This is a genomic window from Streptomyces monomycini (assembly GCF_022271435.1).
GTDB classification, from domain to species: Bacteria; Actinomycetota; Actinomycetes; order Streptomycetales; family Streptomycetaceae; genus Streptomyces; species Streptomyces monomycini.
In genome coordinates, this window is record NZ_JAFIQY010000005.1 from 1 (window position 1) to 13,963 (window position 13,963).

General features: G+C 74.0%; 13 protein-coding genes. 10 read left to right on the forward strand and 3 right to left on the reverse strand.

Annotated elements, in window-relative coordinates; translation table 11 throughout:
- Positions 1-1,100 (reverse strand): sigma factor (locus JXZ78_RS40160; RefSeq protein ID WP_275127593.1); only part of this gene is annotated, 1,100 nt, incomplete at its 3' end.
- A 277-nt stretch (positions 1,101-1,377) separates the two neighbouring features.
- Here JXZ78_RS40160 and ssgD (JXZ78_RS08055) point away from each other — a divergent pair.
- Together ssgD (JXZ78_RS08055) and JXZ78_RS08060 are read left to right on the forward strand one after the other, a co-directional pair.
- Entirely contained in the window at positions 1,378-1,791 is a 414-nt protein-coding gene (gene ssgD, locus JXZ78_RS08055) for a spore wall synthesis regulator SsgD (protein WP_030021745.1), read from the forward strand.
- A 190-nt stretch (positions 1,792-1,981) separates the two neighbouring features.
- Positions 1,982-2,950, forward strand: a complete 969-nt coding sequence (locus JXZ78_RS08060) for an aldo/keto reductase (RefSeq protein WP_030021746.1) — start codon at positions 1,982-1,984, stop codon at positions 2,948-2,950.
- A gap of 55 nt (positions 2,951-3,005) precedes the next feature.
- On the opposite strand, the gene JXZ78_RS08065 is transcribed toward JXZ78_RS08060, so the two are convergent.
- A complete protein-coding gene (locus JXZ78_RS08065) occupies positions 3,006-3,617 on the reverse strand; it encodes a TetR/AcrR family transcriptional regulator (protein ID WP_030021747.1) in 612 nt (203 codons plus the stop codon).
- Positions 3,618-3,713: 96 nt separating this feature from the next.
- Here JXZ78_RS08065 and JXZ78_RS08070 point away from each other — a divergent pair, with 96 nt between their 5' ends.
- The 3 genes from JXZ78_RS08070 to ssgD (JXZ78_RS08080) all read left to right on the forward strand — a co-directional run bounded on the left by JXZ78_RS08070 (position 3,714) and on the right by ssgD (JXZ78_RS08080) (position 6,331).
- Positions 3,714-4,232, forward strand: a complete 519-nt coding sequence (locus JXZ78_RS08070; RefSeq protein WP_030021748.1) for a PH domain-containing protein — start codon at positions 3,714-3,716, stop codon at positions 4,230-4,232.
- Positions 4,229-5,767 (forward strand): PH domain-containing protein, encoded by a 1,539-nt coding sequence (locus JXZ78_RS08075; protein WP_033038511.1) that lies wholly within the window; start codon positions 4,229-4,231, stop codon positions 5,765-5,767. Before JXZ78_RS08070 ends, JXZ78_RS08075 begins: the two co-directional genes overlap by 4 nt.
- A gap of 156 nt (positions 5,768-5,923) precedes the next feature.
- The gene (ssgD, locus tag JXZ78_RS08080) at positions 5,924-6,331 is read left to right on the forward strand and encodes a spore wall synthesis regulator SsgD (RefSeq protein WP_030021750.1); all 408 of its coding nucleotides are present in this window, start codon (positions 5,924-5,926) and stop codon (positions 6,329-6,331) included.
- A 131-nt stretch (positions 6,332-6,462) separates the two neighbouring features.
- On the opposite strand, the gene JXZ78_RS08085 is transcribed toward ssgD (JXZ78_RS08080), so the two are convergent.
- Positions 6,463-7,215, reverse strand: a complete 753-nt coding sequence (locus JXZ78_RS08085) for a polysaccharide deacetylase family protein (protein WP_030021751.1) — start codon at positions 7,213-7,215, stop codon at positions 6,463-6,465.
- 189 nt (positions 7,216-7,404) lie between these two features.
- Here JXZ78_RS08085 and JXZ78_RS08090 point away from each other — a divergent pair, with 189 nt between their 5' ends.
- The 5 genes from JXZ78_RS08090 to JXZ78_RS08110 all read left to right on the forward strand — a co-directional run bounded on the left by JXZ78_RS08090 (position 7,405) and on the right by JXZ78_RS08110 (position 13,923).
- Positions 7,405-8,115 (forward strand): response regulator, encoded by a 711-nt coding sequence (locus tag JXZ78_RS08090; RefSeq protein WP_030021752.1) that lies wholly within the window; start codon positions 7,405-7,407, stop codon positions 8,113-8,115.
- 23 nt (positions 8,116-8,138) lie between these two features.
- Positions 8,139-9,767 carry an ATP-binding protein gene (locus tag JXZ78_RS08095; protein WP_078624443.1) on the forward strand — a complete coding sequence of 543 codons (1,629 nt, stop codon included), beginning with the start codon at positions 8,139-8,141 and terminating at the stop codon, positions 9,765-9,767.
- Entirely contained in the window at positions 9,764-10,360 is a 597-nt protein-coding gene (locus JXZ78_RS08100; protein WP_030021754.1) for a GerMN domain-containing protein, read from the forward strand. Before JXZ78_RS08095 ends, JXZ78_RS08100 begins: the two co-directional genes overlap by 4 nt.
- Before the next feature lie 112 nt (positions 10,361-10,472).
- Positions 10,473-12,080 (forward strand): GMC family oxidoreductase, encoded by a 1,608-nt coding sequence (locus tag JXZ78_RS08105; protein ID WP_030021755.1) that lies wholly within the window; start codon positions 10,473-10,475, stop codon positions 12,078-12,080.
- A gap of 142 nt (positions 12,081-12,222) precedes the next feature.
- A complete protein-coding gene (locus JXZ78_RS08110) occupies positions 12,223-13,923 on the forward strand; it encodes a CocE/NonD family hydrolase (protein ID WP_078624436.1) in 1,701 nt (566 codons plus the stop codon).
- Positions 13,924-13,963: the final 40 nt, after the last annotated feature.

Here is a 13,963-nt window from a genome sequence, read left to right on the forward strand (position 1 = left end):
ACGGACGTCGCCGACCGCTCCGCCGTGGCACCGGGTACCGCCCGGCCCGCGCCGCCGCCCCCGGCCCCGTCCGGCGCCGCTGCCGTCCGCTCGGCCGTCGGCGCCGTGTCGCCGCCGGTCAGCGCGATGCCCGTGGCGACCGCCACGCCCGCGACCACCGCGACACCGACACCCGCCACGGCCGCGGCCACCGGCCCGGCCTGCCCGAGCTGGCCGCGCAGCAGATGCCGCACGGATTTCCGTACGGCGGTGAGCGCGTGCGGTACGGACGTGGCCGTACCGCTCCCGGCCGCGTGAGCGCCTCCGGCCGCGGCGGCCCCGGCCCCGGCGAGCGGGAGCAGGAACTTCGCCGAACCGCCCGCCAGGAGTGCCAGCAGCGCGGGACCGGTGAGCGCGGGCAGCCGGTCGTTGGCCCGGGTGAGCAGCGCCATGCGGGCCCGGCAGCCGGGGCAGTCCGCGAGGTGGCCCGTGACCCCGTCGGCCTGCTTCGCGGTGGCCTCGCCCCGTACGTACGCGGGCAGCCGCTGCCAGTGCACCTCGCACGCCGGGTCGTCCGGTGTGCCCGGCACCGAGCCGAGGAACGCCTGCCGCATGCCCTCCCTGGCCCGGTGCAGCAGCACGGCCGTGGCGCCCTTGCCCGCCCCGATCGCCTTGCCGACCGCCTCCAGCGGCTGGTCCTCGGCCTCCGCCAGCCACAGCGCCGTCACCCAGCGCTGCGGGAGCCGTTCCATGACGCGGGCGAGCAGATCGACGTAGGCGACGCGCTGCGCCGGGTCGGCGTGCTCGGCCGCCGGGCCGGTGCCGGGCCAGGCCTGGCCGTCCTCGGGGTCCTGCGGTATCTCGCGGGCGGCGGCCGCGCCGACGGCCGAGGCGAGGTGGCGGATGGTGGTGCGGAGGTAGGCCGGGACGTTGTCGATGCGGTGACCGGACCGGATACGGCGCCAGACCCGGAAGTGGGCCTCGGCGACGAGGTCCTCGGCGAGCCAGGCGCTGGTGGTCAGTGAGCGTGCGTAGGCGACCAGGCGCGGGTGCTCGCGCTCGTAGAGCCGGGTGTAGTCGTCCGCCGCCGACGCCGGGGACCCTGCGGATGCTTCGGACATGAACGGGCAACCCCTGACGTGTCGCCGCCGGCCCCCGGAACCGCGTCGCGGCCCCGGCCGGGCGCCCTGGTCCGGTCACAGGCTCTCACTTGCGGGCAGACCCGTTCCGGTTCGGACGGCCTTGCTTGGATTTCGCAAGCGTAGGGAGCACATATCGCCGCAATCAAAGTTCGTGACGCACCTCACGCGGCCATTCGGTGCACTGGCGTAATACGCGGCGCGTCTTACGGGTCGTAGAGGCAGAGACCCGTCCGCACAAGCACCCAGGGAGCCGGCGATGCCCCACGTCATCGACCAAGCCGTACACGCCCGACTGATCGCGACCGTGCCCCGCTCGCGGAAGGTCCCCGCCCGGCTGCGCTACGACAGCGCGGACCCGCTGGCGGTGCACGTCGTCTTCCCGCCCGCGGCGTCGCTGGACGGGGCGGAGGTGGTGTGGACGTTCGCCCGCGACCTGCTGGCGGAGGGCCTGCGGGAGCCGTCCGGCCAGGGGGACGTGCACATCTGGCCGTGCGGCCCGGACAACACGATGCTGGAGTTCCACACCGCCGACGGCCTGGCCATGGTGCAGTTCCCGGCCCGCGACCTGCGCCGCTTCCTGATGCGGTCGTACGGCGTGGTGCCGCTGGGCGGCGAGGCCCGCCACCTCGACGTCGAGGGCGACCTCGCGGCCCTGCTGCGCCAGGCGTAGGCCGCCGGGTGCGGCCGTTCTGCCTCAGTCGCATCCGGACAGGTGGCCGGTTCATCGTGACCGGGAACCGTTCGCCGGGGGAGACCGCGTCCCGCGGGTCTCCCCTCCGGCGACCGCTTGACTTCAAGTGCGCTTCAACAGGAAGAGTGATCAGCGAAACGATCCAGCACTCGTCCTGAGGAGCCTCATCATGCGCACCATCACGCTCGGCAGCACCGGACCCGAAGTCGGCGTCATCGGCCTGGGCTGCATGGGGATGACGCATGCCTACGACCCGGCGGGCCGGGACGAGGCGACGTCCGTCGACGTGCTCCGGCAGGCGGTCGACCTCGGCGTCACGCTCATCGACACCGCCGATGTCTACGGCCCGTACACCAACGAGGAACTGGTGGGCCAGGCGCTGGCGGGCGGGTACCGGGAGCGGGCGGTACTGGCCACGAAGGTCGGTCTGGAGTCCTCCCCGGGCCGGCCGGGTGACCACACCGCGCTGGTCCGCAACGGCCGCCCCGAGCACATCCGCCGTTCCATCGACGAGAGCCTGCGCCGCCTGCGCACCGACTACGTGGACCTGTACCAGCTGCACCGGGTGGACCCCGAGGTGCCGGTCGAGGAGAGCTGGGGCGCGCTGGCCGAGGCCGTCCAGGCGGGCAAGGCCCGGCACATCGGCCTGTCGGAGCCGACCGTCGAGGAGATCCGGCGCGCGCAGACCGTGCACCCGGTCGCCTCCGTACAGTCCGAACTGTCGCTGTGGACCCGTGAGGCGCTGGACGAGGTCGTGCCGTACTGCGAAGCGCAGGGCATCGCCTTCCTGCCGTTCTCGCCGCTCGGCCGCGGCTTCCTGACCGGCAGCATCACCTCCTTCGACGAGCTGCCGCAGGACGACTTCCGCCGCCGGCTGCCGCGCTTCCAGCAGGACGCGCTCAAGACCAACCTGGAGCTGGTGGGCAAGGTCCGCGCCATCGCCGGGGAGCACGGCGCCTCCCCCGCGCAGGTCGCCCTCGCGTGGGTGCTCGCCCAGGGGCGGTACGTCGTCCCGATCCCCGGCACCAAGACCCCGAAGTACCTGGTGGACAACGCCGGCGCGGCGGACGTCACCCTGTCGCCCGCCGCGCTGGCCGCACTCGACGCGCTGCCGGCGGCCGAAGGCACCCGTTTCTGAGAACGCCCCTCGTCCGCACCCCCGCGTCAGCCCGGCCGCGTCCACACCCCCGGCATCAGCCCGCACCCACCCCGTCGAACAGCTGCGCCAGGCGCATGTCCAGGAGCTGGACGGCCTTCTCGGGGGTGTGGACGTCCAGCAGGATGTACGTCGAGAGTCCGTCGACCAGGCTGATCAGCACCATCGCCTCGTCGTCGGCGTCCCGGTCCCGGCGCACCTCGCCGCGTTCCATCGCCCGCCGCAGCTGGTCGGCGAAGAGGTCCCGCAGTTTGGGGATGCCGTCGCGGACGTCGGCGCGCAGGGCGGCGTCGTGGACGGCCCGGTGGAAGTGGGCCACGCCCACCAGGAACCCGATGCGGCTCTGCTCGTCCAGGGGCAGCATCCCCGTCAGGCAGGCACGCAGGATGTCGCGGGGGGTGGGCTCGCCGTCCAGCGCTTCGATGCGGGCGCGGATGCGGTCCTGGGCGAGGGTCTCGATGTAGCGGAGCGCGAAGACGAGCATTTCGTCCTTGGTACGGAAGTAGTGCTGGAGCCGTCCGAGGGAGATGCCCGCCTCGGCAGCGACGTCCCGCAGGCTCGCCCCCTCCAGGCCCCGGGTGCTCGCGATCCGCCACAGCGCCTGGGAGATCTCCCGGCGCCGCGCTTCGTGGTCCACCTTCTTCGGCACGTGTTCCGTGGCCTCGCCTTCTTTTTTACAAGTCGCTCGTACCGTTATAACGTACCGCTACTCAATACAAGCGACTTGCAAAGAACGGGGCTCCCCATGTCCGCACCCGCCAACCCCCTGCTGCGGCCACCCCGCAACCGGGTCGATCCCCGCGCCCGCCGCTGGTGGACCGTCCAGGCGCTGCTGACGGTCAGCGGACCGACACTGCTCACCGCGCTCGCCCTGGCGGTCTGCTCGGTGCTGTTCTTCCCCGGCGCCCTGCCCTGGCTCGCCCCGCTCCTGCTGGTCGCGCTGGTCCTGCCGGCGCTCGGCTATCTGCTGGTCATGCCGCGGTGGCGGTACTCCGTGCACGCCTGGGAGCTGGGCAGCCGCGCGGTGTACGCCGCGGGCGGCTGGTTCTGGCAGAAACGGCGGATCGCGCCGCTGTCGCGGGTACAGACCGTGGACACCGTGCGCGGTCCCCTGCAACAGCGGTTCGGGCTCGCGACGGTCACCGTCACCACCGCCTCCACCGCGGGCGACGTGAAGATAGCCGGGCTGTCCGACGCGGACGCCGAGGAGCTGTCACGGCGCATCGGCGAGGCCGCGCAGGCCGTGCCGGGTGATGCCGCATGACCACCGCCACCTCTCCCGTCACCGGCGCGCCGCCCCGCTGGCACCGGCTGGACCGGCGCACCCTCCTGGTGCACTGCGGCTGGCTGGCCGCCCCGCTCGGCTCGCTCGCGCTGACCGCGCTGGCCACCGGCGGCCGGATCGGGACCGGCGCCTGGATCACCCTGGCGTCCATCGCGGCCGCCTTCGCGGTCCTGACCGCGATCGGGTCGGTCCGCTGGGCCCGTACGGACTACCGCGTCACCCACGACTCCTTCGAGGTGCGCAGCGGGGTGCTGACCCGGCGGCTGCGGTCCGTGCCGCTGCACCGCATCCGTACGGTCGACCTGACGGCCTCGCCGCTGCACCGGCTGCTCGGCGTCACCGTCCTGCGGGCCGGCACCGCGGGCCCGGCGGACGGCAGCGGCGACCTCTCGCTGGAGGCGCTGACGACGGCCGACGCGGAGCGGCTGCGGACCGCACTGCTCGCCCGCGCCGGCGTCCGGGCGACGGACGAGGACCCGGTCGTCTCCCGTATCGACTGGCGCTGGCTGCGCTACGCGCCGCTCACCTTCTGGGTCGTCGGCGGTGTCTTCGCGGCGGCCGGCGGTGTCTACCGCGTCCTGGACGGCGCCGGCATCAAGCCGTGGAAGCTGGGCATCGTCCGTAGCGCGTTCGACGAGTTCGGCGCCCGGGCGCTCTGGGTGACGGTTCCGCTCGCACTGCTGGCCGTCATCGTCCTCGGCACGGTCGGCGCGCTCGCGCTCTACGTCGAGGGCTGGTGGAAGTTCCGCCTCGAATGGACCGACGCGCGCACACTGCGGGTGCACCGCGGCCTGCTGACCACGCGGTCGGTGACCATCGAGCGGGCCCGGCTGCGGGGTGTGGTCCTGCGCGAGCCGCTGCTGCTGCGGGCAGGGGGTGGCGCCACCGTCCGCGCGGTCGCGGGCGGCCTGGGCAACAAGGAGGAGAACCGCAAGCGCAGCGTGATCCTGCCGCCCGCGCCGCGCGCCGAGGCGATGCGCACGGCCTCGGGGACGCTGCGTGCCGGGTTCTCCGATGCCGGTCTCCGTGAGCATCCGCGCGCGGCCCTGCGCCGCCGCCGGATGCGCGGGCTGCTCTTCGTGACGGTCCCGGGCACCCTTGTCCTCGCGGTGCTGGGCGCTCTCCTGACGCCCGTACTGCTGCACTGCGCCTGGGTGTTCGCGCTGGTGTCGGTGCCGGTGGTGCTGTGGCTGGCCCGGGACGCGTACCGCAATCTGGGGCACGGGCTCGACGGGCGGTATCTGGTCGCGCGTTCCGGCACGTTCAGCCGGGACACCGTCGTGCTCCAGCGCGAGGCGGTCGCGGCCTGGACGTTCTCCAGCACGCCGTTCAGCCGGCGGGCCGGGCTGGTCACCCTCACCGCCGCGGTCGCCGCGGGCGAGGACGGATATCACGTACGGGACATCCCGGCGGACGACGCTCCGGCCCTGGCGGCGGCCGCGGCGCCCGGAATCCTGGAGGAGTTCCTGGCGCACGGCCCCGCGAAGCCCCGGCCGGACCTGCGCCGGAGCTGATCGCAAACCGTTGTCAACCCACGCGTTGCCCACCAATCATGACGACCTGGACATGACATAAATCACACCCCTGTCACGTGCACGGCCCGGGCGGGCACACCGTCCTACACGGTGAAAGCCATGTCCCGACCCGACAGCCGTAAGGGAGCAGCCGCGGTGCAGAGTGTCATCGACCAAGCCGTCCAGGTACGTCTCATCGCGACCGCGCCCGGCTCCCGGACCGTGCCGGCCGTGCTGCACTACCACCCGGCCGACCCGCTCGCGGTGCGGATCACCTTCCCGCCGGAGATCTCCCTGGACGGCGCCGCGGTCGACTGGGCCTTCGCCCGCGAACTCCTCGCCGAGGGCCTGCGGTCCCCGGCGGGCAGCGGCGACGTACGGGTGCGCCCGGTGGGCCGGGGCCGCACGGTGCTGGAGTTCCACGTCGAGGACGGCGTCGCGATGGTGCAGGTCGACACCGCCGAGCTGAGCCGCTTCCTGGACCGCACGTACCAGGCCGTGCCCGCGGGCCGGGAACTCCTCGACGTGGACCGCGGCCTCGCGGAGCTGCTCGGCGACGTGTGAGGAGCGGCGCCCGGACCCCGGCCCGCCCGGCGAGCGAGGCGCGGAGCCCGGCCTCCCGGCCCGCCTGACGGGTGATGAGCGGCGCCCGGCCCGAGCCCTGCCCGGCCCCCGGCGCCGCCACCCGCCACGCGTCAGCGCTTCGGGAACCCGAACCCGTACCCCTGCTGCTTCATCCACGGCAGCAGCCGGTCCAGCGCCGCGACCGTCTGGCTGCGGTCGCCGCCGCCGTCGTGGAAGAGGACGGTCGGCCCGTTGCGCAGTTCCCGGCGCACCGTGCGCACGATCGCGTCGGTGCCGGGCCGTTCGAAGTCCTTGCTGTCCACGTTCCAGCCGAGCGGGCGCATCCCGTGCTCGGCGGCCAGCGTCCTGCTGTACGGGGTGAACGCGCCGCCCGGCGCCCGGTAGTAGTCGACCCGCGGGCCGTCGGCCGCCTTCTCGATCATCTGCTGGGCGTCGACTATCTGCTGCGACTGGTACGTCTCGGGCCGGTGGTCCATGCCGGTGTTGTGGCTGATGGTGTGGTCGCAGAGCTTGTGCCCGGCCGCCGCCACCTGCTTGACCAGGTCCGGGTGGGCCGCGGCCTGCGGGCCGATCATGCAGAAGGTGGCCTTGACGTCGTACTTCTTGAGTGTGGCCAGCACCTTGGGGGTCCAGACCGGGTCCGGGCCGTCGTCGATGGTGATGTTGAGGCTCTTGCCGGGCCGGTCGGAGGCGTGCACGATGCTCGGGTCGACCGGGGCGGGCTTGGCCTGTTCGGTGGGGCCCGCGTGCGCCTCGGAGGTGGCGCCGGACTGCCCGAAGGTCAGGTAGCCGGCCACCCCGAGCGACGCCACCGCCACCGCGGCTCCCCCGATGATGCCGCTCCGCCTGCCGTGCCGTGCCATGCGAATCCCGTCCCTCACTGCCGTGCGCGGGCCACCGCGGACCCGGGTACGGACGCCTCCGTCGGCGCCGTACGCTTCCCCCTGCGGTGCGCTCGCGCGTTCACTGCCTTGCAGTACGACAGATGCGAAGAATTGCGGTCAGGATCCACCTGTTACCGATCCATCATGAAACTTATTGATACTGGTGCCATGCCCCGAGTACTTCTGATCGAGGACGACGCCGCCGTGCGCGACGGAGTCACCCTCGCGCTCCGCCGGCGCGGCCACGAAGTGGCGGCCGCGGCCAGCGGTGAGGACGGCCTGGACCTCCTGCCCGCCTTCCGCCCCGACATCGTGCTGCTGGACCTGATGCTCCCGGGCAAGGACGGCTTCGAGGTCTGCCGGCGCATCCGCGCCGACCGCCAGCTGCCGATCATCATGCTCACCGCCCGCGGCGACGACCTCGACGTGGTCCTCGGCCTGGAGGCGGGCGCCGACGACTACATCGTCAAGCCCGCACGCGGTGAAGTGCTGGAAGCGCGGATCCGCGCGGTGCTGCGGCGCACCGCGCTGCCCGCCGACGGGGACGCCGCCGGCCCCGCCGAGCCGGGCCCGGCGCCCGTGGAGACCTACGGCGAGCTGGCCGTGGACCGGGCCGGACTCGTCGTCTCCAAGGGCGGCACCGACCTCCCGCTGGCCCCTTCGGAGATGAAACTGCTGCTGTTCCTGTCCGCGACCCCCGGCCAGGTCTTCAGCCGTCAGCAGCTGCTGGAACACGTCTGGGAGCACAGCTATCACGGTGACGCGCGCCTGGTGGACGCGTGCGTGATGCGGCTGCGCACGAAGATCGAGGACACCCCGCGCTCCCCCCGGTACGTCCAGACCGTACGCGGCTTCGGCTACCGTTTCGGCCCCCTGTGAAGCGCCCCTGGTCCGCCGGCCGGATGCGGCGGACCACGCTGGCCCGCTCGCTGCCGCGCGGGCTGCGGGCCCGGCTCGTCGTCGCGTTCCTGCTGGTCGCCGCGGTCAGCGCGCTCACCACCGCGGCGCTGACCTACCGTGAGGCCCGTAACGCCATCCTCCAGCGCTCTCAGGACACCGCGATCCAGGATCTGCGGGGCCAGGTCAACTCGCTGGCCCCCGACCTCGCCGTGCCGCCGACCCGGGCGGACGTCGACGAGTTCACCCGGCAGCTCGACCGCTCCGGCAAGGCCAGGGACTGGGACGTCTACGTCCGGTACGAGGGCGTCGCGGAGAACGACCCGAGCCGGGTGCGCCGCCGTGTCATCGTCCCCGAGGAGCTGCGGGACTCCGTCGAGAAGCGGCATGTGACGGCGTTCCAGCGGGTGGACCGGGACGGCGACCCGTGGCTGCTGATCGGTATGCCGGTGATGCAGTCGCAGACCGAGACCCGTACGGCGTCCCCGCTGTCGGTCTACGCCCAGCTGCCGCTGCGCGCCGAGGAGGCCAACGTCGAGGCGCTGGTGAGTGCCGCGCAGCGGGGCGCCCTGCCGGTGCTCGGGCTGGCCGTGGTCCCGGCGCTGCTCGCGGCCCGCGGCGTGCTGCGGCCGGTGCGCGGGCTGCGGCAGGCCGCCGGGCGGATCGCCGAGGGCAAGCTGGAGACCCGGCTGGAGGTCAAGGGCGCCGACGAGCTGGCCGACCTGTCCCGGACGTTCAACGACATGGCCGCCAAGCTGGAGGAGAGCGTCGCGGACCTGCGCCGGATGGAGGCCAACGCGCGGCGGTTCGCGGCCGACGTCTCGCACGAGCTGCGCACGCCGCTGGCCGCGATGACCGCCGTCACCGACGTGCTCGACGAGGACGCCGACGCCCTCGACCCCGACACCGCCTCCGCGGTCCGGCTGATCAGCCAGGAGACCGGCAAGCTGGCCCGGATGGTCGAGGACCTCATGGAGGTCTCGCGCTTCGACGCCGGGGCCGCCGCGCTGCATCTGGACGAGGTGGACGTCGCCGAGACGATCCGCAAGACGCTCCAGGCCAGGGCCTGGCAGGACCGGGTGGGCACCGAACTGCCGGACGGCGTACGGGCCCGGCTGGACCCGCGGCGGCTGGACGTCGTGGTGGCCAACCTGGTCGGCAACGCGCTGCACCACGGCGGGGAGCCGGTACGGGTGCTGCTGAGGGCGCCGGACCCGGACGATGGGCGGCTGGTGATCCAGATCGTGGACAGCGGCCCCGGCATCGACCCCGAAGTGCTGCCGCACGTCTTCGACCGCTTCTACAAGGCGGACTCGGCACGCGCCCGTTCCGAGGGCAGCGGGCTGGGCCTGGCGATCGCCATGGAGAACGTGCGGCTGCACGGCGGGACCATGAAGGCCGCCAACTGCCCCGAGGGCGGCGCGGTGTTCACCGTGGAACTGCCGCTGCCCGGGCAAGAGACGGGCACCGTCGCCGGTGCCCCGGAGACGGCCGGGGCACCCGGCCGAACGCCGGGGGACCGTACGGGGAACGGCTCCGCCGGTACGGACGGCGGTCAGGACACGGCGGGCGGCGGTGACCTCCCGGCGAAGAGCCCGGCGGCCGCACCGGCCGGGAAGGCGGACCAGACGTGAGCGTGCCGAACTCCGCGCGGACCCGGCTGACCCGGCGGATCGCGCTGGGCGGACTGCTGCTGGGCGCGCTGGGCGCCCTGTCGGCAGGCGCCCTCACCGGCTGCGGCATCGCGCCGACCGGTGTGATCGACGCGGGCGAGCCCGCCCACGGCCTCAAGGCGCCGGGCAAGCCCGCGCCCGACGTCCAGTTGTACTTCCTCGGCCCGACCGGCCTGCGCCCCGCGAGCCGCCCGGCGACCGCGCCGGTCGGCCCCGAGGAGGCGATCAACCTGTTGCTGAAGGGGCCCAACGACGCCGAACGGCAGCGCGGCCTCACCAACGTGCTGCCCGTGCTCCCGGGCCCGGTCACCGCGGAGACGGAGAACGGCAGGATCACCGTCCATGTGCCCATGAACGCCAAGCGGCTCGACACCCCGTCCATGAGCCAGCTGGTGTGCACCGCCGCCAACGCCTCCGTGCCCGGCAGCCGCAGCCCGTCGGACGTCCTGGTGACCCTCCAGGGCGGCGGCGCGCAGGTCGGCCCGATGGTGTGCGGCGGCACCAACGCCTTCCCGTTCATCCAGCCCAGCCCCTCCAGCGCGCAGCCGGACTGACGGCCCGCCCGTCGCGCCGCCGTCCTGACACCCACACCCGCCTGCCCTACGATCGCTACCGGCAAGTACGGGTACGGGACGGGACGTCGAGGCATCGGGAGGGCGGTCTCGGATGGCCGGTGCGGTGCGGTACGACCAGGTGTACGACTACGTCGTCGTCGGCGCCGGGTCGGCGGGGTGCGTCCTCGCGGCCCGGCTGTCCGAGGACCCGACGGTACGGGTGGCGCTGGTGGAGGCCGGCGGACCGGACCGCAGACAGGAGGTCCGTATCCCGGCGGCGTTCCCCAAGCTCTTCCGCACGCCGTACGACTGGAACTTCACCACGACTCCGCAGCCGGGCCTGCACGGGCGGGAGCTGTACTGGCCGCGCGGCCGGACCCTGGGCGGCTCCTCGTCGCTCAACGCGATGATGTGGGTGCGCGGCCACCGCGCCGATTACGACGGCTGGGCCGAGACCGCGGGCGAGGAGTGGTCCTGGGAGCAGGTGGCCCGCTACTTCCGGCGCGCCGAGCGCTGGGCCGGGCCGCCCGGCGGCACGGCGCACGGCACCGCGGGCCCGCTGTGGATCTCCCCCGCGCGCAGCTTCCACCCCCTGACCGGCGCTTTCCTCGACGCCTGCGAGGAGGCGGGCCTGCCGCGGCTCGCCGAACCCGACGGCCCGGGCCACAGCGGCTGCGCGCCCACCCCGCTCAACCAGCGGCGCGGGCGCCGGTGGAGTGCGGCGGACGGCTACCTGCGCCCGGCGCTGCGCCGCGCCAACCTGCGGGTCGTCACGGGGCAGCAGGTCTGCCGGGTGCTGTTCGAGGACGGCCGGGCGTACGGGGCCGAGCTGCCCGGCGGCGTGCTGCGGGCCCGCCGCGAGGTCGTCCTGTGCGCCGGCGCGGTCGGCTCACCGCATCTGCTGCTGCGCTCCGGCATCGGAGACACCGGCGAGCTGGCGGACGCCGGGATCGAGCCGGTGGCCGAGGTCCCCGCCGTGGGCCGGCACCTCCAGGACCACCTGTCCGTACCGGTCCTGATGCGCACCGCGCTGCCCCGCACCCTCACCGGCGCCGACACCCCGGCCAACATCGCGCGCTACCTGCTGTCCCGGCGCGGCCCGCTGACCTCCAACATCGGCGAGGCCGTCGCGTTCCTGCACAGCACCGGAGAGCGCACCGCGCCGGACCTGGAGCTGATCTTCGCGCCGGTCCCGTTCGTCCGGCACGGTCTGGAGGCGCCGACCGAGCACGGCGTCACCATCGGGGTCGTCCTGCTGCGACCGGAGAGCCGCGGCCGGATCACGCTGGGCGGACCGGGCCCGGACGCGCCGCCGGTCATCGATCCCGGCTGTCTGACGGCCGAGGCGGACCTGCGGCGGCTGCTGGCCGGGATCCGCTTCGCCGAGCGGCTGTACGGGACGCGGGCGCTGGCCCCGCACGTCACCGGGCCGCTGGAGCCGTGGCCCGGGGAGCAGGACGACAAGGCCGCCGGGGAGACGGTGCGCGCCCTCGCGGAAACGCTCTACCACCCGGTGGGCACCTGCCGGATGGGCACCGGCGACGACACCGTGACCGCCCCCCGGCTGCGGGTGCGCGGGGTGACGGGCCTGCGCGTCGCGGACGCCTCGGTGATGCCGTCCGTCACCCGGGGCCACACCCACGCCCCCACGGTGATGATCGCCGAACGGGCCGCGGACCTGCTGCGCGCCGCTCGGCCGGTGCCGGGGCCCGGCTCCTGAGCGCGTACATGCGCGATCCGGCGGAAGGCCGGACACTGGATCCCCCGGGGTGATCTCCGGAACCGCACGGAAAGTGACAACCATGGACACTGTGTGACACGTCTCCCCCGCGACGCGGCAGGACGGACGATGGGAGGGTCCGATGGCGGAATCCATGCTGCGGGACCGGACCGGGCGGGCGTTCGGCCGCCTGGTGGACCGGTACCTGGACATGCCCGAGCCGGTCGCACCCGACATCGAGTGCGTACGTGACCTGCGCGTCCCCATGCGGGACGGCACCGTGCTGCTCGCCGACCGCTACCGGCCGCGCGGCGCCGGGCCGCTGCCGGTGGTGCTGCTGCGTACGCCGTACGGCAAGCACAAGCCCGACATCAAGCTGTTCGCGGGCGTGCTGGTACGGCGGGGCTTCCAGGTGGTGGCGCAGAACGTACGCGGTGTCTTCGGCTCGGGCGGCGAGTTCCGGGCCTTCGTGCACGAGAAGGACGACGGGCTGGCGACCGCGGCGTGGCTGCGCGCGCGGGCCTGGTGCGACGGCCGGCTGGCCACCGCCGGTGCCAGCTACCTCGGGCACGCGGAGTGGGCGGTCGGTCCGTACCTCGACCCGCCGCTGGAAGCGATGTGCCTGGGCATCACCACGTCCGACTTCCCCGCCGCCTTCTACCCGGGCGGTGTGCTGGCGCTGCACAACATGCTGGTGTGGTCCTCCGCGACGGGCACCCAGGAGGAGGCACCGCTCGGCGGGCTGCTGCCCAACCCGTTGCAGACCCGCAGGGTGCAGCGCGCGATGCGGACGCTGCCCGTCGGTGAGTCCGACCTCGCGGCGATCGGGCGGCCCGAGCGTTTCCTGCGCGAGGTCAGTGCGCACGCGGAGCCGGAGGACGGTTTCTGGGCGCCGATCGACCACAGTGCGGCGGCGCTGCGGATGACCACGCCGACCAGCATGGTGACCGGCTGGTGGGACCTGTTCCTGCCGTACCAGCTACGGGACTTCACCGAGCTGACCGCCGCCGGGCACCGCTCGCGGATCACGATCGGGCCGTGGGCCCACGACCGCGGCGCGCTGAAGGCGACGCTCACCGACCATGTGTCGTGGCTGAGCGCCCAGCTGGCCGGGGACACCACGCAGCTGCACCAGTCGCCGGTCCGGCTCTACCTCCAGCGGGCGGGCCGCTGGCTGGACTTCGACCGGTGGCCGCCGCCGCAGTCCGTACCGACACCGCTGCGCCTCCAGCCGTCCGGCGGGCTCGACTGGCCGGAGCCGCCCGGCAGTACGCCGGACCGGTTCACGTATCACGGCGCCGATCCGACCCCGTCGACCGGCGGCCCGCTGCTGCTGCCCGGCGAGATACGGCAGCAGGACAACACGGCCGTCGAACGGCGGCCCGACGTGCTGGTCTTCACCGGCTCTCCGCTGCCCCGCGACCTCGACCTGATCGGCCCGGTGTCGGCCGTGGTGCACGTCCGCACGGACTCCGGGTACGGCGATGTCTTCGTACGGCTGTGCGACGTGGACCGGGCGGGCGTCTCGCGCAACGTCACCGACGGCATCCTGCGGCTGCGCCCGGGCTCACCGGCGGCGGACGCCGACGGGGTGGTGGCGGCCCGGGTGGAGATGCACCCGACCGGCTACCGGTTCCTGCGCGGGCACTGCCTGCGGGTGCAGGTGGCGGGCGGCGCGTTCCCGCGGTTCGCGCGCCACCACGGCACGGGTGCGCCGGCCGCGTCGGCCGTCGCCTGCCGGCCGATCCGGTTCGAGGTCTTCCACGAGCCGGGCCGCCCGTCCGCCGTGGTGCTGCCGCTGATGACCGCGCCGGCCACCCGCGGCGGGAGTGAACCGGCCTGACCGCGGTACTCGTCGTCCCGGCCCGCGCGCCGCGCGGCCG